Annotated in this window: 21 protein-coding genes; 11 read left to right on the forward strand and 10 right to left on the reverse strand. The window is 47.0% G+C overall.

The annotated features are described in order from the left end of the window. Positions 1 to 57: 57 nt before the first annotated feature. On the forward strand, positions 58 to 315 hold the full coding sequence (locus ICV89_RS02940; RefSeq protein WP_215309542.1) for a type II toxin-antitoxin system Phd/YefM family antitoxin: 258 nt from the start codon (positions 58 to 60) through the stop codon (positions 313 to 315). On the opposite strand, the gene ICV89_RS02945 is transcribed toward ICV89_RS02940, so the two are convergent. The 3 genes from ICV89_RS02945 to argH are packed head-to-tail and all read right to left on the reverse strand — an operon-like array spanning position 304 to position 3,808. Next, a complete protein-coding gene (locus ICV89_RS02945) occupies positions 304 to 1,836 on the reverse strand; it encodes a TRAP transporter large permease subunit (protein ID WP_215309543.1) in 1,533 nt (510 codons plus the stop codon). The two genes, ICV89_RS02940 and ICV89_RS02945, sit on opposite strands and share 12 nt — an antisense overlap. Beyond that, positions 1,833 to 2,384 carry a TRAP transporter small permease subunit gene (locus ICV89_RS02950; RefSeq protein ID WP_215309545.1) on the reverse strand — a complete coding sequence of 184 codons (552 nt, stop codon included), beginning with the start codon at positions 2,382 to 2,384 and terminating at the stop codon, positions 1,833 to 1,835. Before ICV89_RS02950 ends, ICV89_RS02945 begins: the two co-directional genes overlap by 4 nt. 5 nt (positions 2,385 to 2,389) lie before the next feature. Continuing rightward, on the reverse strand, positions 2,390 to 3,808 hold the full coding sequence (gene argH, locus ICV89_RS02955) for an argininosuccinate lyase (protein WP_215309547.1): 1,419 nt from the start codon (positions 3,806 to 3,808) through the stop codon (positions 2,390 to 2,392). Positions 3,809 to 3,851: 43 nt separating this feature from the next. On the opposite strand from argH, the gene hemC reads away from it, so the two are divergent. Beyond that, positions 3,852 to 4,832 carry a hydroxymethylbilane synthase gene (hemC, locus tag ICV89_RS02960; RefSeq protein WP_215309549.1) on the forward strand — a complete coding sequence of 327 codons (981 nt, stop codon included), beginning with the start codon at positions 3,852 to 3,854 and terminating at the stop codon, positions 4,830 to 4,832. A gap of 36 nt (positions 4,833 to 4,868) precedes the next feature. Further along, positions 4,869 to 5,678, forward strand: coding sequence for a uroporphyrinogen-III synthase (locus tag ICV89_RS02965; protein ID WP_215309551.1), 810 nt, complete (start codon positions 4,869 to 4,871; stop codon positions 5,676 to 5,678). Here ICV89_RS02965 and ICV89_RS02970 read toward each other — a convergent pair. After that, positions 5,675 to 6,247, reverse strand: a complete 573-nt coding sequence (locus ICV89_RS02970) for a chorismate lyase (RefSeq protein WP_215309553.1) — start codon at positions 6,245 to 6,247, stop codon at positions 5,675 to 5,677. The genes ICV89_RS02965 and ICV89_RS02970 overlap by 4 nt on opposite strands. Positions 6,248 to 6,249: 2 nt before the next feature. Beyond that, on the reverse strand, positions 6,250 to 7,803 hold the full coding sequence (locus ICV89_RS02975; RefSeq protein WP_215309554.1) for a DEAD/DEAH box helicase: 1,554 nt from the start codon (positions 7,801 to 7,803) through the stop codon (positions 6,250 to 6,252). A 251-nt stretch (positions 7,804 to 8,054) separates the two neighbouring features. Between ICV89_RS02975 and leuE the strand changes: the two genes are divergently transcribed. After that, on the forward strand, positions 8,055 to 8,723 hold the full coding sequence (gene leuE, locus ICV89_RS02980; protein WP_215309556.1) for a leucine efflux protein LeuE: 669 nt from the start codon (positions 8,055 to 8,057) through the stop codon (positions 8,721 to 8,723). 17 nt (positions 8,724 to 8,740) lie between these two features. On the opposite strand, the gene ICV89_RS02985 is transcribed toward leuE, so the two are convergent. Further along, positions 8,741 to 10,144: an aldehyde dehydrogenase family protein gene (locus ICV89_RS02985; RefSeq protein ID WP_251370896.1), complete on the reverse strand. Its 1,404-nt coding sequence runs from the start codon at positions 10,142 to 10,144 to the stop codon at positions 8,741 to 8,743. A 52-nt stretch (positions 10,145 to 10,196) separates the two neighbouring features. Between ICV89_RS02985 and msrA the strand changes: the two genes are divergently transcribed. Then, complete coding sequence (gene msrA / locus ICV89_RS02990; protein ID WP_215309558.1) at positions 10,197 to 10,769, forward strand: peptide-methionine (S)-S-oxide reductase MsrA; 573 nt, start codon at positions 10,197 to 10,199, stop codon at positions 10,767 to 10,769. A gap of 29 nt (positions 10,770 to 10,798) precedes the next feature. Here msrA and pdxH read toward each other — a convergent pair whose 3' ends face one another. Next, positions 10,799 to 11,434 carry a pyridoxamine 5'-phosphate oxidase gene (gene pdxH / locus ICV89_RS02995; protein ID WP_215309560.1) on the reverse strand — a complete coding sequence of 212 codons (636 nt, stop codon included), beginning with the start codon at positions 11,432 to 11,434 and terminating at the stop codon, positions 10,799 to 10,801. A gap of 22 nt (positions 11,435 to 11,456) precedes the next feature. Between pdxH and ICV89_RS03000 the strand changes: the two genes are divergently transcribed. The 5 genes from ICV89_RS03000 (at position 11,457) to pepN (ending at position 18,259) form a co-directional block, all read left to right on the forward strand. Beyond that, entirely contained in the window at positions 11,457 to 12,206 is a 750-nt protein-coding gene (locus ICV89_RS03000; RefSeq protein WP_215309562.1) for a ThiF family adenylyltransferase, read from the forward strand. 307 nt (positions 12,207 to 12,513) lie between these two features. After that, entirely contained in the window at positions 12,514 to 13,839 is a 1,326-nt protein-coding gene (locus ICV89_RS03005; protein ID WP_305848971.1) for an amino acid permease, read from the forward strand. Between the two features lie 10 nt (positions 13,840 to 13,849). Further along, complete coding sequence (gene ald / locus ICV89_RS03010) at positions 13,850 to 14,968, forward strand: alanine dehydrogenase (RefSeq protein ID WP_215309566.1); 1,119 nt, start codon at positions 13,850 to 13,852, stop codon at positions 14,966 to 14,968. 72 nt (positions 14,969 to 15,040) lie between these two features. Beyond that, entirely contained in the window at positions 15,041 to 15,616 is a 576-nt protein-coding gene (locus tag ICV89_RS03015) for a TMEM165/GDT1 family protein (RefSeq protein ID WP_215309568.1), read from the forward strand. A 33-nt stretch (positions 15,617 to 15,649) separates the two neighbouring features. Further along, positions 15,650 to 18,259, forward strand: a complete 2,610-nt coding sequence (pepN, locus tag ICV89_RS03020; protein ID WP_215309570.1) for an aminopeptidase N — start codon at positions 15,650 to 15,652, stop codon at positions 18,257 to 18,259. Between the two features lie 26 nt (positions 18,260 to 18,285). Here the strand turns inward: pepN and ICV89_RS11000 are convergent, their stop codons facing one another. Together ICV89_RS11000 and ICV89_RS03030 are read right to left on the reverse strand one after the other, a co-directional pair. Next, entirely contained in the window at positions 18,286 to 18,510 is a 225-nt protein-coding gene (locus ICV89_RS11000) for a hypothetical protein (protein ID WP_371817869.1), read from the reverse strand. A gap of 161 nt (positions 18,511 to 18,671) precedes the next feature. Next, the gene (locus ICV89_RS03030) at positions 18,672 to 18,875 is read right to left on the reverse strand and encodes a type II toxin-antitoxin system VapB family antitoxin (RefSeq protein WP_215309573.1); all 204 of its coding nucleotides are present in this window, start codon (positions 18,873 to 18,875) and stop codon (positions 18,672 to 18,674) included. 195 nt (positions 18,876 to 19,070) lie between these two features. On the opposite strand from ICV89_RS03030, the gene ICV89_RS03035 reads away from it, so the two are divergent. Further along, the gene (locus ICV89_RS03035) at positions 19,071 to 20,081 is read left to right on the forward strand and encodes a class 1 fructose-bisphosphatase (protein WP_215309575.1); all 1,011 of its coding nucleotides are present in this window, start codon (positions 19,071 to 19,073) and stop codon (positions 20,079 to 20,081) included. Positions 20,082 to 20,180: 99 nt separating this feature from the next. On the opposite strand, the gene cphA is transcribed toward ICV89_RS03035, so the two are convergent. Next, a complete protein-coding gene (gene cphA / locus ICV89_RS03040; RefSeq protein ID WP_215309577.1) occupies positions 20,181 to 22,751 on the reverse strand; it encodes a cyanophycin synthetase in 2,571 nt (856 codons plus the stop codon). Between the last annotated feature and the right edge of the window lie 17 nt (positions 22,752 to 22,768).

Raw genomic sequence — 22,768 nt, forward strand, 5'->3', positions numbered from 1 at the left:
TAAATCTGAATTCATTTAGTAATGGCTGTAAGATTCCCAGATTAAAGTGGAGCTTGTATGCGAGTAATTCAATTTTCTGACGCCGTAAATCAGCTTGATCAGGTAATCGATCAAGTGGTCAGCGATCGTGATGTGACCATTATTTCTTGTGAGGGTTGTGAGACTGCAGTTCTTATGTCGAAGGCCACATACAATGGCATGATCGATACATTACATTTACTAAGATCCCCAGCTAACGTAAAACACCTGAATAGGTCTTTAGCTCAATATCACAAAGACTATCCAATAGGACAAGCACTTCACTTATTTAATTGACTTATCTAGCTGAAAGATAACCGGCGCATCTTCATCAACTTTGCTTGGCAATGAGTCTGGTTTAACTTCTTCGCTTCCTGTGAAATTAAAGTCCTGACTTTGAATCACTACAGAAGGCTTATCTAGTAAGGTGGTGACCAAAGCTGGGAATGCCGCAACCACCACAACCATGATGAGTTGCAGAACAACCCAAGGTAATGCGCCCCAGTAGATATCACTACTTTTGACTTCTTTAGGTGCAACGCCACGTAGATAAAACAGTGCAAACCCAAATGGGGGATGCATAAATGAGGTTTGCATATTGACGCACAGCATTACGCCGAACCACACTAGAGCAGCACTAGCCGCTGCCTGAGGATTACCATTCATGGAGGCAAGCAATACTGGTGCCAGTAGTTTGACTGCGACTGGTGCAAGCAGTGGCACCACGATGAAAGCGATTTCAAAGAAGTCCAAGAAGAATGCCAAGAAGAAAACAAACAGATTCACAAACACTAGGAATCCAATCCAGCCCCCCGGCAGGTTGGAAAACAATGCTTCTACCCAGTGACCGCCATCAACTCCTTGGAAAACAACTGAGAAGCAAGTTGAACCAATCAAGATGAACACTACCATCGCAGTAATCCGCATGGTGTTTTGATAGGCTTGCTGTATCAAGCCATTGAGATTGGGAATGCTTGCCCTTCGAATCCATGCCAAAAGCAATGCACCCATCGCTCCCATAGCGCCAGATTCGGTTGGGGTTGCGATGCCAGTCATGATGGTTCCCAGCACCAAGAAAATCAGCGCCGCTGAGGGAATAATTCCTAATAGACATTTTTTCCACAGCACCCAGCCTTTGAGAGTGAGTTCATTTTCTGGGGCCGCGGGAAGGTAATCAGGCCTAAAGCGGGATAGGAAAAAAGTGTAGAGGGCAAACAGACCGATTTGCAGCAGGGAAGGCCCCCAAGCGCCAAGGTACATACTGCCCACATCGGCGCTACCGCTTTGGGTTTTTAGTTGGTCGGCCAAAACAATCAGCACCAAGGAGGGTGGCACTAACTGGGTAATAGTCCCAGAAGCCGCTAAAACGCCCGTAGCGTAGCGCATGTTATAGCCATAACGCATCATTACTGGCAGAGAAATCATCGTCATAGCGATCACCTGCGCAGCCACCGTCCCCGTGATCGCCCCCAGAATAAATCCCACAATAATCACTGAGTAGCCAAGTCCACCCCGAATACGTCCAAAGAGCTGACCCATGGAATCCAACATCTCTTCTGCAAGACCGCAGCGCTCAAGAATAGCGCCCATGAATGTGAAGAAGGGGATTGCTAGCAGTAGGTCGTTAGCAAGAACGCTACCAAAGATGCGCTGGGGAATAGCTTGCAAAAACGGCACGCCAAAGAAGTTTTCACTGATGGCAATGCCAGCAAAGAATAGTCCTGCAGCCATTAAAGAAAAGGCTACCGGAAAACCGATCAACATAAACACAATGAGTCCGCCAAACATCAACGGTGGCATCCATTCCAATGGAATCATTGCATGGGCTTTTCATAATGAAGATCAGCGGCGGGTAATGTTGCTTTACCTTTGAGGGCGCCAATACGTTTGATGATTTCTGAGAGCCCCTGAAGACTTAGCATGAAGAAACCAAAAGGCACAATAAACTTAATGGGGTAGCGCGATAAACCACCTGCATTGAGTGAATGCTCAGAAACTAACCAGGACGGATAAAACAAAGTAGTCCAAGACAGCCAGGAAAATAATAAGCAAGCGGGCAATAAAAAGACAATCAAACCAAAGAGGTCTACATAAAGACGTCCGCGATCAGAAAGTTGTGAGTAAATTAAATCGACTCGAACATGCTCATTGCGCTTGAGTGTGTATGCAGCCCCCAGCATGACAGCGGCAGCAAATAAGTACCACTGTAATTCTAGTGGCCAGTTATTGCTGATATCTAGACTATAGCGAAGCAGAGCATTAGTAGCTGACACTACGCAAGACAGCAAAATCATGATGCTGGCTGCCTTGCCAAGGAATTGATTGAAGCGGTCAATTCCTGTTGAGAGCGTTCCCCAAAAGCCCATGCGGATTAGAGATCTGCACGACCCCGTTTAATTGCAGCAAGTACTTGTGCTGGGGCGGTACCGCCAGCATGTTGACGAGAATTCACGGAGCCATCCACCGTCAGTAGAGTAAAGACATCATCACCTATAAGCTCTGGGCGGCTATCTAAGCCACAAGCAAAACGCAATTCAGAGAGTGACAAATCAGTAAGCATGCAGTTACGGCCTACACAGGCCTTCACTGCATGAGCGACTGCTTCGTGAGCGTCCCGGAAAGCCAACCCCTTTTTAACTAAGTAATCAGCCAAGTCAGTGGCAGTTGCGAAGCCTTCTTCAGCGGCAGCTTTCATCACATCGGCTTTCACCTGAATATGCGGCACCATATCAGCGAAGATACGCAAGGTATCTTGCACGGTATCTACCGCATCAAATAAAGGCTCTTTGTCTTCTTGATTATCTTTGTTGTACGCCAATGGCTGGCTCTTCATCAAGGTCAGTAAAGAAATCAAATCACCATAAACACGCCCAGTTTTGCCGCGAGCTAATTCTGGTACATCTGGATTCTTTTTCTGCGGCATGATGGAGCTGCCAGTACAGAAGCGATCTGGTAAATCAATAAAGCTAAAACGTGGACTCAACCACAGTACCAGCTCTTCAGATAAGCGTGACACGTGCATCATTAAGATGGATGCAAAGGCGCAGAACTCAATCGCAAAGTCACGATCAGATACTGCATCAAGAGAGTTATTGCAGATACCATCAAAACCTAAAATTTTGGCAACCTGCTCGCGATCGATAGGATAAGTTGTTCCGGCTAAAGCAGCCGCACCGAGCGGTAAACGATTAAAGCGGGCGCGCAGATCTGCTAAGCGACTCGCATCGCGACTAAACATTTCGTAATAGGCCATCAAGTGATGACCAAAAGTAATGGGCTGGGCTACTTGTAAATGAGTATGGCCAGGCATGATCGTTGCAGCGTGACTCTCAGCTAGGTTAAGAAAGGCGGTACGTAGGGTTTTGAGAGTGATTGCGATCTCATCAACGCTGCCACGCAACCACAGGCGCAAATCAGTTGCTACTTGGTCATTCCGCGAACGACCAGTATGAAGACGCTTGCCAGCATCGCCAACTAACTCTGTCAGGCGAGCCTCGATATTCAGATGTACATCTTCCAGTGCGAGTTGCCAGTTAAATTCACCGGCTTCAATTTCGCTTTTAATCTGGGCCATACCCTTTTGAATATCCGCTAAATCTTGGGCGCCGATAATTTTTTGAGTGGCCAGCATTTCAGCGTGAGCTAAAGATCCAGCAATATCCACTAAGGCAAATCGTTGATCAAAACCAATGGAGGCGGTATAACGTTGAACTAGTTCGTCAACGGGTTCATTAAAGCGGGCCGACCAAGCTTGGGCTTTGTTGGAAAGGGAATTTTTTGATGAGCTCATAAACGCAGTATATTGATGTAAATCTTTAATTATTTTAAATGCTATGTCCCAAACACCTATTTCTAGCCCTGTAGCCTCCAACTCTGGCACCCCTGAGCGCCTTGTAATCGCCTCCCGTGAGAGCCGCCTCGCTATGTGGCAGGCTGAACACCTCCGAGATTGCCTTAAAAAGCTCTATCCGGCATGCGATGTACAGATCCTGGGTATGACCACTAGAGGAGACCAAATACTGGATAAAGCCCTCTCCAAAGTGGGTGGCAAGGGCTTATTTGTAAAAGAACTTGAAACTGCCCTAGAAGATGGTCGGGCAGATTTAGCGGTGCATTCTCTAAAAGACGTCCCCATGGTCATGCCAGAGGGCTTTGATTTGTCATGCGTGATGGTCCGTGAAGATGCTCATGATGCATTTGTTTCTAATGACTATGCCAGCCTAGAGGATTTACCAAAAGGTGCGGTGGTGGGTACTTCTAGTTTGCGACGAGAATCCGTGCTTAGATCCAGATTTCCACATTTAGTGATCCAGCCCTTGAGGGGTAATTTAGATACCCGTATGGGCAAGCTTGATCGCGGCGAGTACCAAGCAATTATTTTGGCTGCTGCAGGTCTCAAGCGATTGGGTTTAGGAAGCCGTATTCGGGCTTTATTACCCATTGATCCCTATACGCCAGCTGCTGGACAGGGTGCACTTGGTATCGAAACTCTGATTAAGCATCCCAGAATTAAAGAGTGGCTTGCGCCGCTTAATGATTTACCTACACTCTATGCAGTGACTGCTGAACGTATGGTGTCGCGCCAATTAGGCGGATCTTGTGAAGTACCTTTGGCTGCGTATGCTACCTGGGATCAAGATCATATGAATATTCGCTCCTTTGTTGCTAGTGTTGATGGCACTGCAATTTGTTTGGCCAGCGCTCAAGGTGCCGTAAAGAGTCTTGATGATGCAGAGGCTTTAGGATTATCAGTAGCGCAAGATCTGATTGCTCAAGGTGCTGAGCATTTATTGCCTAATGGCCTGCCTAAATAAAAGTTTATTAGCAAGAAGCCATTAAACAAGTTGCGGATGAGTAATAAGACCATTGTCATTACCCGCCCCAGTGGACAGGCGCGTCAGTTGTCAGAAGCGCTTTTGGTGAGCTTGCGCAATAGTGGTTTTACCCCCGAATCTACCCCCAAGATTATTGCTTTACCCTTACTTACTATTGCCCCAAAGGGTGATGGTGTTTTGGTGAAGCAGATTACTGCAGCGCTAAAGACTGCAGACTTAGCCATCTTTGTTAGTCCGAATGCCATTGAATGTACGATGCGTTTATTAGAGTGTTCTTGGCAAGAGTTATCGAGCAAACCTGTGCCAATTGGGGTTATGGGTGGTAGCAGTATGTTGGCTCTCAAAAATCATGGTGTTGGTGTTGAGGGTAACCACACTCAAATCATTCTTCCTCAGAATAATGCGCAGTGGGATTCTGAGGGCTTGTGGACCGAATTACAGAATCTACGCTGGAATTGGTCTACTAAAAAAGTGATCATCTTTAAAGGTGAGGGCGGGCGCGATTGGCTCGCTGACACTCTAAAAAATGCTGGTGCTCAAGTTGAAGCATTCTCAGTCTATGCCCGCGTTCCTTTGGATCTCAAGAGCTCCGCTTGGAACGAAATTCATGAGATAGATTTTGCTAAATCGCTTTGGCTCCTAACTTCATCGGAGGCGGTAAGACATTTGGGTGGGGCAAAACTGCCGCTTGATCTCGCCACAGCCATTTGTCCGCATCATAATATTACCGATGCGGCAGAGCGCATTGGTTTTGGTGAAGTGATTACTTGTGAACCTGGAGATGAGGCTTTGATTGCCGCAGCGCAAGCTTGGCTATCTATTTAATGAGCGGGATAGTTAAGTAGGGCCGGCAGAAAAACTTCACTCACCAAGAGTGGGCGTCCTTTCAGTTGATATAGCGTACGTCTTGCCCAGTTGACCTGTGGCAACCCTGAATATTGCTGAAAACATTTTTTCCACAGTGCACTTTGCTTATCAAGGCGAGCAATCTCTCGGGGCGGTTTCTTTTGGGAGCGCATCCGCGTTTTAGCAAAAAGCACTGCACCTAATGGTTTCTTTCCTAAGCGCAGAACCTCATGATTACTGCCACTCGAGCTGGTGCTGGGAATAATGCTGTGTGCCATCACCAGCGGAATACCATGAGTGCAAAGCAGTACTTCTCTGATACGACAACGTTTGATCTTGAAATGGAAATAGCGACTCTCGTCGCTATTCAGGTTTTGGCGGCAATCACGCAAAACTACTACCTCTAGTTTATGTCCGATTGCACGTTCAATTTTTTGGGTTAAAGAACCAGTATCGCTGAGCCAAGACTGCCACTGGCGTGGCGCTTGATGCAATTCACCGGAATCGACTCGATTCCATGCAGAACGGAGACGGCGACGGCGAACCATTTTTAGTTACCGCTAAAGCTTCTACGTTGACCGCCAGTTTTGGGTTTAGCAAAACGTGGACCAGCAGACGGACGTGAGTCACCAGAGCGGTTACCGCCAGCAGGGCGTGAGTCGCCAGAGCGCGCAGGGCGTGAATCAGCAAAACGATTAGCGCCAGCAGGACGTGAATCACCCGATGGACGTGAGTCGCCAGAACGAGATTCAAAATGATTGCCTGAGCGATTACCACCGCCTCCACCACCAGAACGAGACTCTGAGCGAGCACCAGAACCATAACGACCGCCACCGCCACCAGAGCGATTTCCGCCGCCAAAGCCACCACCGGAACGACCGCCACCTGGACGACCACCGCCACCACCAAAGCTAGGCTTGGCTTGTGGCTCGAGGCCAGCAATCACTGAGGCAACGATGTCTTGCTGTGTAAAGCGTTCGATATTGCGAATTTTGGCGCGATCACGATGTTCAACCAAAGTGATAGCAACACCATTACGACCAGCGCGTCCTGTACGACCGATGCGATGCGTATAGTCCTCTGGTTTCATTGGTAAACCAAAGTTAATCACGTGACTAATACGTGGTACATCGATGCCGCGAGCTGCTACGTCAGTTGCAACCAAAATCTTGGTATGACCTTTGCGTAGTGACTCAAGACGACGCATACGTACTGCCTGAGGCATCGCACCGTGTAAGGCGCTAGCTTCGTAACCGTTAGCACGTAAAGTGTCAGCAATTTTTTCACTTTCAATTTGAGTGCTTGCAAACACTACCGCTTGATCCAAAGAGGCGTCAGCCAAAATGTGCTCGAGCAATTTATGCTTGTGTGACATGCTGTCAGCCCAGTGCAGCTTCTGTTCAATGTTGGCGTGCTTCTCGCCAGCATGGGCTAACTCAATACGCTTCGCGTTAGTAGTCAGCTCATTAGCTAAAGACATAATCTTTGGCGCAAAAGTTGCAGAGAACATCAAAGTTTGAGTCCGACTAGCGCAACGCTTATCAATTGCCTCGAGGTCATCTGCAAAGCCCATATCGAGCATACGATCAGCTTCATCGATCACAAGTTGTTTTACATCATCTAGGCGAATTGCTTTGCTATCGGTCAGATCGAGTAAACGACCAGGAGTTGCAACAACTAACAATGCACCTTTAAGCGCTTGGATTTGCTTGCCGTAAGGCATACCGCCCATAACAGTAGCAATGCGGATGCCTTTCATGCCGCGAACTAAGTTCACTGCATCAGCGGCAACTTGTTGAGCTAATTCACGAGTAGGGCAGAGCACTAGTACTTTTGGCTGTGCACGGCCTGGTACAGGTGAGCCGCTTGGGTTGTCTTCGATGAGTTGATTAATTAAAGGCAATAAGAAGGCTGCAGTTTTACCGCTACCAGTTTGGCTGCTGACCAATAAGTCACCACCAGCAAGCGCAGCAGGAATAACCTGAGCTTGCACTTCAGTAGCTTGGGTGTAACCCAATTCAGCAACGTTTTTAAGGAGTGGCGCCGCGAGGGCGAAATTCTGGAACTCTGTTCCAGTAGGATTAGTTTCTTTAGAAAAAGTCATGCTATTACACATCCCATTAATGGGATGTCTCCGTGTATACACTCTCTGTTTTTTATTGAGTGTGATGGTCAAAGGCATCGACCATCAGACAGGCGGCAGCGCGTTTTGTAAATTCGGTGTTTATGACTTCTAAACGATGCGCTGAAATATAGCTGGGGGGCGATGAATCAAATTGCTTTAAAAAGCCATTAATTATGACATTTTAAGTAGCCCATTACAAGGGTTTTCCCGAATTTAATTATGATTAGGTGATGAATTGGTTTATTACGTCCTCAAGTGTGGGCATTAATGATTTTCCTGCATACCTTGTGGGTGTTATTTTGACGATCTTATTTCCCGGCCCAAATTCCCTGTATGTGTTGGCGATTGCTTCGGTTAAGGGATGGCGCGCTGGTGCGTGGGCATCGGTGGGCATTTTTATTGGCGACGCTATCTTGATGATCGGCATCGCCTTAGGCGCTGCAACTTTACTGAACTCATCGCCATCCACATTCAAGATCTTGCGTATGCTTGGTGCCGCTTATTTAGCATGGATGGGGTATGGCTTTATTCGGAGTGGTCTGGCGCGTTGGCACGGCACTCAAGTGCTGGTATCAGGAGATGGTCGGACTCATTACTTAAATACCCTGCATCCAGCAATTGCTGCACTGACTTTATCTTTAACCAATCCTAAGGCAATCTTTTTCTTCGTCTCATTCTTTGCGCAGTTTATTCAACCGGAGTATGCGCATCCAGTGCATACCTTTTTATACCTAGCCCTGGTATTGCAAATAGTGAGCATGACCTACTTGATGAGCCTCATCTGTGCTGGGCAATTTTTTCTGGGCTTTTTTAATCGGCACCCTCATCACGCCGCAGCTCTTTGGTTTCTAGTTGGGAGTCTGCTAATTGGCTTTGCTGGCAAGCTACTACTCTATTGACAAATCCTGATCAGCAATCATTTAAGCCAACGCAATAGGCGCTCAACACCCTTACCGTAGGGTGGTCTTGCTAATTGAGTGCCACGTAAAAAATGAAGACCAAAGAAACCTCGAACCTCTAAAACAGATTTGCGATGGCTAAACAACTCAAAACCTGTTTTGCCGTGATAGGCGCCCATACCGCTTGGGCCGATGCCACCAAATGGTAAATCTTCCACAGCTGCATGCAGAAGGGTGTCGTTGATTGTTACGCCACCAGAGCGCGTTTCATTCAGAATACGATTCATTACCGCTTTATTTTTACCAAACCAGTACATGGCTAATGGCATTGGACGCTCATTGACATAACGGATTATTGAATCTACATCGTTAATTGTCACGATTGGCAGAATAGGACCAAATACTTCTTCTTGCATAATCAGCGCATCCTCAGAAACATTTAAGAGTGCTACTGGAATAAATGGCAGTCTAGTATTGTCGGTAGGTGAAATAAGCGGAATTGCTTGTGCACCATGATCTATTGCGTCTTGAACTAGTTTTTGCCAGCGTGCTAGCTGATGCTCATCAATCGCGCCAGTGAATTCTTCTGGGTTGGAGAATTGATTTTGCGCTGCAATCTGCAACTCTTGAATAAATGCATTGCAATCACTTGCGCGAATTACAGCGTAATCAGGAGCAATGCAAGTTTGCCCACCATTAACCAACTTGCCATAAATAATGCTAGCGGCCGCCTCTTTGAGCTTGGCTGAGGGGTCGACAATTGCTGGAGACTTGCCACCCAACTCTAAAGTAATCGGAGTTAGATGCTCTGCTGCAGCGCGCATAACCTTTTTACCAATATCTCCTGAGCCCGTAAAAAATAGGTGATCAAAAGGGAGTGCGGCAAAAGATTCTGCAACTTCAGTACCGCCAACGCTGACGCAAAATTCAATCGGGTGAAAATATTCTTGAATCAAGGTTGCCAAGAATCCAGAGGTGCGTGAACTTCTATCCGAGGGTTTTAGCCAAACACGGTTACCTGCTGCAAAGGCTGCAATGGCTGGAACAAGTGCGAGTTGTACCGGGTAATTCCAGGGGCTCATGATGCCCACGACTCCCATGGATTGCATTTGAGTCCAAGCATGGGATGAGCCCAAGAATCCTGGCGTCGGCACTAGCTGAGGTTTCATCCACTCTTTGAGGTGCTTACGAACATATTTGCATGCCTGATAAATCATTTGAAACTCAAGTAGACGGCTCTCAATAGGGTGACGATTGCCAAAATCCGCAGCCAAGACTTTGCAGATTTTTTCTTCATTGGCGGCAATCATCCGCTCAATACGTCCAATCCGCTCAAGGCGAACCTGAAGCGTGGGGTTGGGTTCTGAGGCATACGCTGCCTTGATTTCGTCTAATTGGAGTGTGAAGCGATTGATCGACATAGGGTTATATGGGGGGCAAGCAAACGATTGAATAAGGCATTAGGATAAAGCCATGAACGAAACTACCCTCAAAAACAAGATCTCCCTTGAACGCGCTACTTTGGGAGGTGGCTGCTTCTGGTGCCTAGAAGCGGTTTATCAGCAAATCTCCGGCGTGAGTACTGTGGTCTCAGGATATGCTGGAGGGGCCATGCCAAATCCAGACTATGAATCTATTTGCTCTGGCCAAACAGGTCATGCTGAAATCGTTGATATTTACTTTGATCCGGCGATAGTGTCTTATCGTGATTTATTGGAGATCTTCTTTGTTATTCATGATCCAACTACTTTGAACTATCAGGGTAACGACCGCGGTACTCAATACCGCTCTGTGATTTTTACTCACAGCGATACCCAAAGCACAACTGCTCATGAAGTGGTTATGGAGCTAGAGAGTGCGAAAATATATTCCAATCCAGTAGTGACTCAAATTGATGTAGCACCCGTTATTTATCCGGCTGAGGAATATCATCAGAATTATTTTCGTCAGCATCCAGGGCAGGGCTACTGCATGGCAGTCGTTGCTCCTAAATTAGCCAAATTCAGAGCAAAGTTTCAATCCCTGATAGCACCAGCGTTTCGCTAGAGCAGCTTGATCAAGCGCAGCTCAAGGTTTCAAGGAGCTAAGCGAGTGATGCGCCATTGAGCGCCATCAAGTTGATAGTGAATGCGGTCATGTAGGCGTGAAGGACGGCCTTGCCAGAACTCAATCTCCGTGGGGTGTAGGCGATATCCGCCCCAGTGTACTGGGCGTGGAGGCTGATTGCCAAAGTCTGCTGCGAAGCGCTTTTCCGCTTCCTCAAGAAATTCGCGATTGGGAATTTCAGAGCTTTGTGGCGAAGCCCAGGCGCCAATTCTCGAGGCGGCTGGACGGGAGTGAAAGTATGCATCGCTCTCAGCAGGGCTAACACGCTCAACAGCCCCTTTGATGCGAACCTGGCGCTCTAGCTCGTGCCAATGAAATAACAAGGCAGCATGTGGGCGAGCAGCCAGCTCTTTACCTTTTTGGCTTTCGTAATTGGTAAAGAAGGTGAAACCAGTACTATCCGCACCTTTTAGTAAGACAATACGGGCTGATGGATTACCCGCTGCATCTGCCGTTGCCAAGGTCATGGAGTTAGGTTCGGGACATTCCGCTTTGATAGCCTGATCAAACCAAACCTGAAATAAGTCCAATGGATTTGGTGAAACCTCAGCCTCTGAAAGTTGGCCGAAGGTGTAGTTTTTGCGGAGTTGAGCAATGGAGTCCATTTTTTCAGTATAAAGAGAGTCTATGGCAGAAGACAAGATAGAGGACAGTTTGGGAGATCGTCGTTTTGGGGGTGTAGCTCGTCTATATGGCCCAGAGCTGCGTGAGCGTTTTCGACAGGCGACAGTGGTAGTGGCGGGATTAGGTGGAGTGGGATCGTGGGCTGCTGAGGCATTGGCTCGCACTGCTATCGGGCATCTCGTCCTGATCGATTTTGATCACATTGCCGAAAGCAATACTAATCGACAACTACATGCTCTAGAGGGTGAGTACGGTAAGGCAAAAGTACAGGCCATGACTGATCGCATTCGCCAAATTAATCCTGAGATTATGCTCACCACCCATGATGTATTTTTGGAGCCAGAAAATCTAGATATTTTGATTCCAGAAAATGCGATTGTTTTAGATGCAACTGATTCGGTGCAGACTAAGATTGCTTTGGCCGTGTGGGCAAATAAAAATGAGCGCGCTCTAGTCATGTGTGGTGCAGCTGGTGGAAAGTCAGACCCTACTTCTGTGCGCTGCGATGACCTTTCGCGAACTGAGCAAGATGCCTTGTTGGCAAAGGTGCGTCAAGGCCTCAGACAAGATCATGGCTTTTCTAGAAATTTAAAAAGAAAAATAGGTATTCGCGCAATTTACTCTCATGAGCCGCGCGCGGGAGCTTCTAGTGGCGGCCTTGCTTGCTCTGGTTATGGTTCTACCGTGATGGTCACGGCAGCTTGTGGTTTAGCCGCTGCTGCTGAAGTTTTAAATCTGATTGCTACCCAGTAAGCAATTTTTTTTCAAATCCATCGATAAATCCTTAAGGGGAATCCCTGTAGGAAATTACGGATTCTGCTGTCATCCCAAATTTATTAATTTCCCATTGAGCTCGCTCGCATGGAGAGGGCTTATTTATGACACAACATATTTATTAGTTTAAGTACTTTACGCATTTTCATCCCCTAGTGTAGATGCGCAGTCCTCCCTAGACTTTGCCTCGTTGGTGATTTACCAAAGACAAATCGAAAGGAGGTCTCTTTTGCAGACTGAACAAACTGGTTTACAGCGCCACCTCAAAGTGCGGCATATTCGCCTTATGGCTTTGGGGTCCACTATTGGCGTTGGATTATTTCTAGGCTCGGCAAGTGCGATTCAAATTGCAGGACCTTCAATCTTATTGGGGTATCTTCTGGCTGGCATCGTGGCCTTCATCGTGCTTCGCACCTTGGGTGAGATGGCAGTTCATGAACCAGTCGCAGGTTCATTTGCGGCTTATGCCAATACTTACGTAGGACCACTTGCGGGCTATATGGTCGGGTGGGGCTACTGGACTTATTGGATTGTTGTCGGAATAGCCGAAGTCACTGCGGTTGGTATTTATATGGGGATTTGGTTTCCCGAGACACCCCAGTGGATTTGGGCTTTATCTTCCATTTTGATGATGGGCCTGATTAACCTCATTGCTGTCAAAGTGTTTGGTGAGTTTGAATTTTGGTTTGCTCTTATCAAAGTGGTCGCTATTGTTGCCATGATTGCATTAGGCTGCTCAGTCATTTTCTTTGGCTTTACTAATGACTGGAATCCTGTTGGCCTTGCTAACCTATGGCAACACGGCGGTTTCTTCCCTCATGGTATCAGCGGGATGCTGCTCTCTTTGCAGATGGTCCTGTTTGCGTATGTTGGCATTGAGATGATTGGCTTATCTGCTGGTGAAGCCGAGAATCCACGAAAAACTATTCCGATGGCAATCGATTCCTTGGCATGGCGCATCCTCATTTTTTATATGGGCGCAATTTTTGTCATCCTCACCATCTTTCCTTGGAATGAAGTTGGCCAACAAGGCAGTCCATTCGTGGTGATGTTTGAGCGCATTGGTTTACGTGAAGCTGCGGGAATCATTAATTTCGTAGTGATTACTGCTGCTTTGTCATCTTGCAATGCTGGCATCTTTAGTGGTGGGCGACTCCTCTATGCGCTCTCAGTCAATGGGTATGCACCTGCGCCATTTGCCAAGCTGTCAAGATATGGCGTTCCACATCGTGCGGTGATCGCTACTGTAGCGGTTTGTATGACTGGCGTAGTGCTGAACTACTTTGTTCCAGATAAAGCATTCCAATACATTATGGCCGCAGTGACCTTTGTAGGTTTGATGGTATGGATTGCGATTTTGATTACGCAAATTCAGTTTCGTCGCTCACTGACTAAAGTCCAGGCTGCTGAGTTGGCGTATCGCACACCTTGGTGGCCCTATTCCTCATGGTTCGCATTGGCATTTATTGCTCTAGTAGTCGTGTTGATGGGGTTTCATGAGGACGCGCGGATTGCCTTGGTCTTAGGCCCGTGCTTATTAGGTGTGTATCTCGCTATGTTCTACATCGTCGGGTTACATCGCAAAACAAAACTGAGTCGTGAATTCAAATAAGGAGACATAAATGATTGTTGGCGTACCTCAAGAAGTAAAAAATAATGAATTTCGTGTTGGCTTGACCCCGGGTAATGTCAGAGGCTTATGTAAGCAGGGACATTCTGTCTTAGTGCAACGTGGAGCAGGAGAGCAGATTGGCTTGAGCGATGAGTCCTATCGCCTAGCTGGCGCTACCTTAATCAATAGCGCTGCTGAAGTTTTTGCGAAGGCGGAGATGGTCGTGAAGGTGAAGGAGCCCCAGCCTCAAGAATGTGCAATGTTACGTGAAGATCAACTTCTCTTTACTTATTTACATCTAGCGCCAGATCCACAGCAGACCAAAGCATTACTCGCATCGGGTGCCAGTTGTATTGCCTATGAAACAGTCACTTCATTTAATGGTGCTTTACCGCTTTTGGCTCCCATGAGTGAAGTTGCGGGCCGGATGTCCATACAAGCGGCTGCTACGCATCTAGAAAAAACAAATGGAGGGTTAGGAATTTTGATGGCAGGCGTCCCTGGCGTAGCGCCTGCAAAGGTAGTCATATTGGGTGCGGGGGTGGTAGGTCGTAATGCGCTACAAATGGCTGTTGGTATGGGTGCAGATATCTGTATCTTCGATCGTAATATCGACTGCTTAAGACAGATTGACATACTCTATGGCAATCGCGTGCGAACTTTTTATGCCGACCCTCTTTTGGTAGAGCTTGAGGTTTGTGAAGCAGACGTGGTTATTGGCGCCGTATTGTTACCTGGTGCCGCAGCACCAAAGTTGGTAACACGCGAGATGGTACGAAAAATGAAGGCGGGTGCAGTAGTGGTAGATGTGGCAATTGATCAAGGTGGTTGTTTTGAGACCTCTAAAGCCACTACACATACTGATCCAACCTTTACCGTAGATGGAGTGCTGCACTATTGCGTTGCAAATATGCCTGGTGCAGTTGCTAGAACTTCTACCTTTGCTTTGACGAATGCAACTTACCCATTCATTGAGGCCTTGGCAAATCGTGGCATGGTAAATGCGCTATCACATGACCATCATCTACGTAATGGTTTGAGTATTTGCCGGGGTAAGCTCACATCTGAACCAGTTGCTATAGCGCAGAAAGTAGATTTTGTATTAGCGGAAGAGTTGTTGGCTGCTTAATAGTTTGACTATAGTTCTTCGCTTGAATGTCTTGGGAGTCTTGCTCCCAAGCTTTCCTATATCATTGGATGAATGGACTTATCTGCATTAGCACTTTCTACTGGTGTAGTCGCCCTAGCTGAGATGGGTGATAAAACTCAATTACTCTCATTAATGTTGGCTGCGCGCTATCCAAAGCAGGCGCTCGCCATTATTGGCGGGATACTCCTCGCAACGATTGCTAATCATGCTTGTGCAGCTTTACTAGGACATTGGCTTACCACTTTTATGAGTCCAGATCTGCTTAAGTGGATTTTGGGCCTGAGTTTTTTGGGGATAGGCCTTTGGCTCTTAGTGCCCGATCATATTGATGATGCGGCCGGATCAAAGGTGGCGGATAGGGCCGTTCAAGTATTTATGCTGACAGTTGGACTATTTTTCTTGGCAGAGATGGGGGATAAGACCCAAATTGCCACGATTGCCTTGGGCGCAAAATATTCCGATGTCTTTTCGGTAACGGTTGGTACTACTTTGGGAATGATGTTGGCTAATGCCCCGGCTGTTTGGATTGGCCAGAAATTTACCAAACGCATGCCTATTAGGTGGGTACACGCAGTAGCCGCCGTAACTTTCATCGCTATTGGTATTGCTACCCTGATTTGGGGTTAGGTCGAATTTTCCTATGGGGCTTAAAATTACCCCATGAAAACTGATCTACCACAGAGCTTTCGAAGGCTCGAATACCGTGCTCCTCATTACACCTTCTCACAGGTTGAGTTAGACATTGCCTTAGATCCTGCTAGGACGATTGTGAAGAGTCGTCTAGAGGTTTTGCCTGGGCCTGGTCATGAGGTTGGTGCACCTTTAGTTTTGCAAGGACACGAACTGGAGTTTGTCAGCTTGCGTATCAATGGTGCAGCCCATCGTCAGTTTGAACTTAGCCCAGAAACACTGACTATTCATGCTTTACCGAATGAGGGTAAACAAGCTTTCATCGTTGAGATTATTTGCGTCTGTGTGCCCGAGAAAAATACCTCACTGATGGGCCTATATGTTTCCAACGGAAATTTCTTTACGCAGTGCGAGGCTGAAGGATTTAGAAAGATTACTTACTTCCTCGATAGGCCAGATGTCATGGCGCGTTATCGAGTAACTCTTCGTGCTCGCGAGGCGGAGTGCCCAGTGCTGCTATCAAATGGTAATCTGATTAGTGCTGAAAAATTACCAAATGGCTGGCATAGCGCCGTTTGGGAGGATCCATTCCCAAAACCTTCCTACCTGTTTGCCTTGGTTGCTGGCAAGTTGGAATGTATTGAAGAGGCAATCACTACAGGCAGTGGTGCAAAAAAGTTATTGCAGATTTGGGTTGAGCCACATGATTTGAAAAAGACTCGTCATGCCATGGATTCTTTAATTGCCTCAATTCACTGGGATGAGAAACGCTATGGCCTTGAGTTAGATCTCGAGCGCTTTATGATTGTGGCTGTAGGTGATTTCAATATGGGCGCGATGGAGAACAAGGGTCTTAATGTTTTTAATACCAAGTATGTTCTAGCTCAAGCAGAGACTGCAACCGATGCTGACTTTGCTAATATTGAAAGTGTCGTTGCCCATGAGTATTTCCACAACTGGACTGGTAATCGTGTAACTTGTCGTGATTGGTTTCAGCTTTCATTAAAAGAAGGTCTGACTGTATTTCGCGATCAAGAATTTTCTGCCGATCAAATGGGTAGTGAGTCTGGCAGGGCGGTAAAGCGAATTGAGGATGTGCGTTTATTGCGCCAACTACAGTTCTCTGAAGATGCGGGCCCGATGGCGCATCCAATTCGTCCAGACGAATATCAAGAGATCAATAATTTTTACACCGTGACGGTGTATGAGAAGGGCGCTGAAGTTGTTCGTATGTATCAAACTCTATTGGGTGTTGACGGTTTCCGTAAAGGTATGGACCTATACTTCCAGCGTCACGATGGCCAAGCAGTGACTTGTGATGATTTCTTGGCTGCTATGGCCGATGCTAATGGCCGCGACCTTTCTCAATTTAAGAACTGGTATAGCCAGGCGGGCACGCCTCAGGTCAAGGTGGAAGAAGCCTACGATGCAAATAAAAAGCAATATCAAGTGACTTTGACGCAAAGCTCTTCAGCAAATACAGCGCACAAAGATAGCAAGCTCTTCCATATTCCATTGAAGATGCGCCTACTCACGCCTGAAGATGATCAGGTGGAGACTTTATTGGAGTTAACTCAAGATCAGCAAACTTGGACTTTTGATCGGATGATGAGCCGTCCAGTCTTATCCATCAATCGGAATTTCTCTGCCCCGATTCATTTAGATTTTGATCAAAGTGAGAATGATCTGCTCACCATGTTCTCGAGTGATGACGATGCCTTTAATCGCTGGGAAGCTGGTCAGAAACTGGCAATGCAAATGATTCTGGGTAATCGCTTGCCGGATCAAGTTCTGATTGAGGCTTATCGCACTTTGTTAACTGATCCGGACTTGGATCCTGCGTTCAAAGAGCTGGCGCTGACTTTACCTGCCGAAACTTATCTGTATGAACAGTGTGCGAGTGTTGACCCTCAGCAGATTTATAACGCACGTCGCGCTTTCCGCCACGTTATTGCCAGTGAGTTACGCATCGAGTGGGCTGCCCTCTATCAGCAGATGCAAACGCCAGGACCATTTAATCCTGATGCAGCAAGTGCTGGTAAACGTGGTTTAAAGAATCTTGCGCTAAGTATGTTGCTCGAAGCGGATCCCCTGATCTGGGCGCCAATGGCGGTCAATCAATATCAGAATGCTGACAACATGACTGATCGATACGCTGCTTTGGCTGGCTTAGTAATTCATGGGTCAAAATCAGCAGCAGCTTGTTTGCAGGATTTTTATACCCGGTTTGCTGACGATGCTTTAGTGATTGATAAATGGTTTGCATTGCAATCGAGCAGGCCGCCAGTCGCTAACGCTCAATCTACCTTGAGTGAAGTCAAGCGTTTGCGTGAGCATGAAGCTTTCAAAATGAATAATCCCAACCGAGTTCGCAGCGTCATTCATGCTTTTTGTATGAATAACCCCGCGAGTTTTCATCAGGCGGACGGCAGTGGTTATGCATTTTGGGCAGAATCTGTGCTGGCCTTAAACCCAATCAACCCACAAGTTGCCGCTCGTTTAGCTAGGGGATTGGATCGTTGGCGTCAATTTGCCAAGCCGTACCAAGATCACATGTTGGCAGCCCTAAAGCAGGTTGCGGCTTGCGAAACCCTCTCCCCAGATGTGAAAGAGGTGGTTTCTAAGGCTTTGGGAAGTTAAGTTGCCCCTAGATTTGATGGTTTACTTCAGTGAAAACTCTCTTTGAAGGCAACATCAAGCTGGGTGGCCAAAGCTTCTAAGTTTTTATCAAATGTCCAGAGCAGAGCATTTTTTGATAGCAGCGTTGAGGTAAGGAGTGATATATCAACCGCTCCGCAACCCAAATCATAGAACTTATTTTTCTCAATAAATTCTATTGTTTCTTCTGTTGTTGCTATCGTCGCTTGACGCAAACTTTTTAGTTGACTCAAAGTTTTTAGTCTTGGGGCTGGAGGGGATCCGCAAGCAAGCTCTAAAAGGACTAATGGATGACATAGGATTTGATCATTCTTTAGGAGGGACTGTAATGATGGATTACCTTTTCTGAAGTGAGATATCCATACTGAGGTGTCGGCCAAAACCATTGTCATAGTTATTGACCGTCCTTTGGTTTTCGGCGGGGAATATTCTTCATTTCAGGCGCCTTTCCGCCCAATGCTGCCAACCGTTTGCCGATTTGAACTCTGACAAACACACTCATTGCTTCGCGGAAAAGGTCAGCCTTATCCATTTCAGGGTCTGCAAGCTCTAATCCCCGTTGATAAAGCTCATCATCAATAGTTACGGTTGTTCTCATGGTTTTCCTCATCAATAATGATGTATATTAACATCAAATATATCATCAATTTATATGAAATTACTGATAATGGTGTGCTAAATCCCTTCAGAACGTCTTTCCAAGTTCAGATTTGAGAGTTTGTTGGCCGAACAAGGCAAAATAGAACTTATGTAAAGAAATGTTGTTTAGACAGCATCTACGGAGAAATTCCTTTTGAGCGCTTCAAGTACTTTTAATACCAATTTCAAGCAATACCTGACATCCACCAAGGTGAAAGGTGCCCACATCCCTGCAGGTCTACAAGAGCTGTTATTGGCAGTTGCAGCCACTTGCTCAACATTGAGTCATGAAGTGGCGCAAGGCGCTTTAATTGGCTTGTTGGGGTCTGCTGGCACTGGTAATGTCCAGGGTGAGGTCCAGCAAAAACTGGATGTGATTGCCAATGACTTATTAATTGATGGCGTACAGGGATGTAAATCATTGGCTGGGCTAGCTTCTGAAGAGATGGAGTTACCGCTTCCAGTTCAGGGCACTGGCGACTACTTACTATTATTTGATCCATTAGATGGCTCATCCAATATTGATGTGAATGTATCCATCGGCACCATTTTCTCTGTACTCAAGAAACAAGATCCTGCAGCACCATTACAAACTTCGGATTTCTTATTATCAGGCCGTCATCAGGTGGCGGCAGGCTATGTTGTCTATGGTCCGCAAACCACTATGGCACTAACGCTGGGCGATGGCGTAGTGATGTTCACCTTAAATAAAGTCACCGGTGAATTTGTATTAATTAAACACGCAGTGGAGATTGCTTACTCAAGCAAAGAATTTGCCATCAATATGTCGAATATGCGTCACTGGGCTGAGCCTGTTCGTCGCTATGTAGATGAGTGCTTAGCAGGCGTGAGTGGCGAGCGAGATAAAGATTTCAATATGCGCTGGATTGCGTCTATGGTTGCTGACGTTCACCGCGTCTTATCGCGTGGAGGTATCTTTATGTATCCATGGGACCAGCGTGAACCTCATAAGCCAGGGAAGTTGCGCTTGATGTATGAAGCAAACCCCATGAGCTTTTTAGTGGAGCAGGCTGGTGGTGCATCAACCAATGGTGATCAATTAATCATGGATATGATTCCGACAGAATTGCATGAGCGCGTCTCTGTGATGTTGGGGTCTAAAGAAGAGATTGAGCGCTTGCAGCATTACCATTCGCAGGCGTAAGTATTCGTATCATCTGAACTATTCAGATTTAATAAAAAAGCCCAATCACTGACTGGGCTTTTTTACTTTAGGCGACTGCCTGAAAAATGAATTCAATAATTATGGTCGCACCTGTTCTTTGAGATAGGCAAGAGATTCTTCGACCTGGTCAATTAGTATCAGACAGATATCACCAGCAGATAAATCATTGAGTGCAGTATCAATAGCAAGAAATTCACCAGTAATCTTTTTCACTTGTTTGGCTTTCTTAGTGCCCACTAAACCTTCTTGAAGCAGCTTGAGCACTTCACCATCTTCGCGGCCACGCTGACACTGATCTTGATAAAGGATGACATTGTCAAAGCTATTGCCAAGAATGCGGGTCAGATCGCGAATATCTTCATCGCGACGATCGCCGGCGCCACTGATGACTACATGACTCTTCTTTGGTTTCATGGCCTCTATTGCGCTAGCTAGAGCGCGCATGGCATCTGGATTGTGGCCATAGTCAGCAATGACAGTAGCACCCTTGTGCTGGAATTGATTGAAGCGTCCCGGCACTGCATTGGTAGAGCTCTCAAAGGAGTGGAGGCCGCGCGCGATCTTTTCAGCATCTAAGCCTAATGCCCAAGCTGCGCCAATAGAGGCCATGGCATTTTCAATTTGGAATCCTAAAACACCATTCTGAGTTAAGGGAATTTCACTGACTGGGAAGCGGAAGAGAACGCGAGACCCTTTAGAGCAAACGATAAAGGCACCATCAAAGTAAATCACTTTTTTGTTTTTAGCTCGATGGGCGGCAATCACAGGGTGGTGTTGATTTTGCGCAAAGAAAATCACTCGACCCGTGCAAACATCCCCCATCTTGACGACTATGGGATCCGTGGCATTGAGGACTGCAGCGCCAGACGGCGCCACATTTTGGACAACCACCCGTTTTAAGATAGCTAAGTCTTCAACGCTAGTGATGTAGTTAAGACCAAGATGATCCCCTTCACCAATATTGGTAACAACAGCAACTTCACAGCGGTCAAAACCTAAGCCCTCGCGCAGCATACCGCCACGGGCTGTCTCTAAGACAGCGGCATCTACATCAGGATGCATGAGAACGTTACGAGCACTCTTAGGCCCACTACAGTCTCCAGAATCAATTAAGCGGTGGTTGATATATACGCCGTCAGTAGTCGTCATACCAACACGTAAGCCAGTTTCATTGAGTAAATGAGAAATAAGGCGAACAGTAGTTGTTTTGCCATTGGTTCCAGTGACTGCCACAACTGGAATTCTGCCATCCTCGCCAAGCGGGTACATTGTGTTGATGATGTCTTCGCCTACAGGACGGCTCTTGCCGTAGGAGGGCTTGAGATGCATACGTAGGCCAGGAGCAGCATTGACTTCAACGATACCGCCACCTTGACTCTCTAAAGGCTTATAAATCGCCTCGCACAAAATATCGACACCGGCAATATCCAAACCAATCATTTGCGCAGCAGCGATAGCGCTGGCTGCAACATCAGGATGGACATCATCAGTCACATCGGTAGCCGTACCACCAGTGCTGAGATTGGCGTTATTGCGCAAGAGAACGCGTTCGCCAGTGTTGGGTATATGTTGCGGGCTGAGACCGTTACTAGCTAAATGTGCAAGAGCAATGTCATCAAAGCGAATCTTGGTTAATGCGGTTGCGTGACCATCGCCACGCAATGGATTTTTATTTTCCAGCTCAACCAGTTCAGCGACGCTATGCTTGCCATCTCCCACTACTTGCGCAGGCTCGCGCCGCGCCGCAGCGGATAAGCGATTACCTACCACGAGCAAGCGATAGTCCGCGCCAGGTAAGTAGCGTTCGACTATAGTTTCCCGGCCAAAAGCCTGGGTTACTACAAATCCAGCGCGTACTTCAGCTTCAGTTTGAATATTGGCAACGACACCTTTACCTTGATTGCCATCCTTGGGCTTGAGCACAATAGGGCCACCAATTTTTTGGGCGGCACGCCATGCATCATCTGCGGTAGTGACTACTTCACCAGTTGGCACGGATACTCCTGCAGCCGCTAGAAGATTTTTAGTGAGCTCTTTATCTTGTGCAATCGCCTCGGCTATCGCACTAGTGTCGCTAGTCTCAGCAGCTTGGATACGTTTTTGTTTGCTACCCCAGCCAAACTGCACCATGCTGCCCTCAGTCATACGGCGATAGGGGATGTTTCTCTGTACTGCAGCATCAACAATGGAGCCAGTACTGGGCCCTAGGCGGACATCTTCGTACAGTGCCTCTAATTCTGAGAGGGCAGCTGCCAAATCAAACGGCACGTCGTTGAGGGTTGCCTGAATTAAAGCAAAAGCAAAGTCAAAAGCCATTCGCCCGACAACTTCTTCGGTGTACTCCACTACGACTTGATATACGCCCACGTCAATGGTTTGTACGGTACGGCTAAAAGTGACAGGGCAACCTGCTTGAGATTGAAGACCTAAAGCAGCATGTTCTAGCGCGTGTGCCAGAGAGAGAGTTTCATTTTGCCCCCCGCGACGCATACTACCTAATTGCGGAAAGCGCTCACGAATCTTGATTTCAAATTCGGGAATCAGATCAATTGAGCGTTCTGATTCCTCGCAAGACACTATGGCCTCTAAAGCGGTATGGCGGCTCCATAAATTTGGGCCACGCAACATGCGAATACGGGTGATTTCCAATTAAGCCCCTACTGGAA

The sequence above is a fragment of the Polynucleobacter sp. Adler-ghost genome, assembly GCF_018688495.1.
Lineage (GTDB): Bacteria > Pseudomonadota > Gammaproteobacteria > Burkholderiales > Burkholderiaceae > Polynucleobacter.

What these genes read in the sequence shown, in the direction of transcription:
- ICV89_RS02940 (WP_215309542.1), top strand. Translation starts at nt 58, where the DNA reads ATGCGAGTAATTCAATTTTCTGACGCCGTAAATCAGCTTGATCAGGTA.
- ICV89_RS02945 (WP_215309543.1), bottom strand. Translation starts at nt 1,836, where the DNA reads ATGATTCCATTGGAATGGATGCCACCGTTGATGTTTGGCGGACTCATT.
- ICV89_RS02950 (WP_215309545.1), bottom strand. Translation starts at nt 2,384, where the DNA reads ATGGGCTTTTGGGGAACGCTCTCAACAGGAATTGACCGCTTCAATCAA.
- argH (WP_215309547.1), bottom strand. Translation starts at nt 3,808, where the DNA reads ATGAGCTCATCAAAAAATTCCCTTTCCAACAAAGCCCAAGCTTGGTCG.
- hemC (WP_215309549.1), top strand. Translation starts at nt 3,852, where the DNA reads ATGTCCCAAACACCTATTTCTAGCCCTGTAGCCTCCAACTCTGGCACC.
- ICV89_RS02965 (WP_215309551.1), top strand. Translation starts at nt 4,869, where the DNA reads ATGAGTAATAAGACCATTGTCATTACCCGCCCCAGTGGACAGGCGCGT.
- ICV89_RS02970 (WP_215309553.1), bottom strand. Translation starts at nt 6,247, where the DNA reads ATGGTTCGCCGTCGCCGTCTCCGTTCTGCATGGAATCGAGTCGATTCC.
- ICV89_RS02975 (WP_215309554.1), bottom strand. Translation starts at nt 7,803, where the DNA reads ATGACTTTTTCTAAAGAAACTAATCCTACTGGAACAGAGTTCCAGAAT.
- leuE (WP_215309556.1), top strand. Translation starts at nt 8,055, where the DNA reads ATGAATTGGTTTATTACGTCCTCAAGTGTGGGCATTAATGATTTTCCT.
- ICV89_RS02985 (WP_251370896.1), bottom strand. Translation starts at nt 10,144, where the DNA reads ATGTCGATCAATCGCTTCACACTCCAATTAGACGAAATCAAGGCAGCG.
- msrA (WP_215309558.1), top strand. Translation starts at nt 10,197, where the DNA reads ATGAACGAAACTACCCTCAAAAACAAGATCTCCCTTGAACGCGCTACT.
- pdxH (WP_215309560.1), bottom strand. Translation starts at nt 11,434, where the DNA reads ATGGACTCCATTGCTCAACTCCGCAAAAACTACACCTTCGGCCAACTT.
- ICV89_RS03000 (WP_215309562.1), top strand. Translation starts at nt 11,457, where the DNA reads ATGGCAGAAGACAAGATAGAGGACAGTTTGGGAGATCGTCGTTTTGGG.
- ICV89_RS03005 (WP_305848971.1), top strand. Translation starts at nt 12,514, where the DNA reads ATGGCTTTGGGGTCCACTATTGGCGTTGGATTATTTCTAGGCTCGGCA.
- ald (WP_215309566.1), top strand. Translation starts at nt 13,850, where the DNA reads ATGATTGTTGGCGTACCTCAAGAAGTAAAAAATAATGAATTTCGTGTT.
- ICV89_RS03015 (WP_215309568.1), top strand. Translation starts at nt 15,041, where the DNA reads ATGGACTTATCTGCATTAGCACTTTCTACTGGTGTAGTCGCCCTAGCT.
- pepN (WP_215309570.1), top strand. Translation starts at nt 15,650, where the DNA reads ATGAAAACTGATCTACCACAGAGCTTTCGAAGGCTCGAATACCGTGCT.
- ICV89_RS03030 (WP_215309573.1), bottom strand. Translation starts at nt 18,875, where the DNA reads ATGAGAACAACCGTAACTATTGATGATGAGCTTTATCAACGGGGATTA.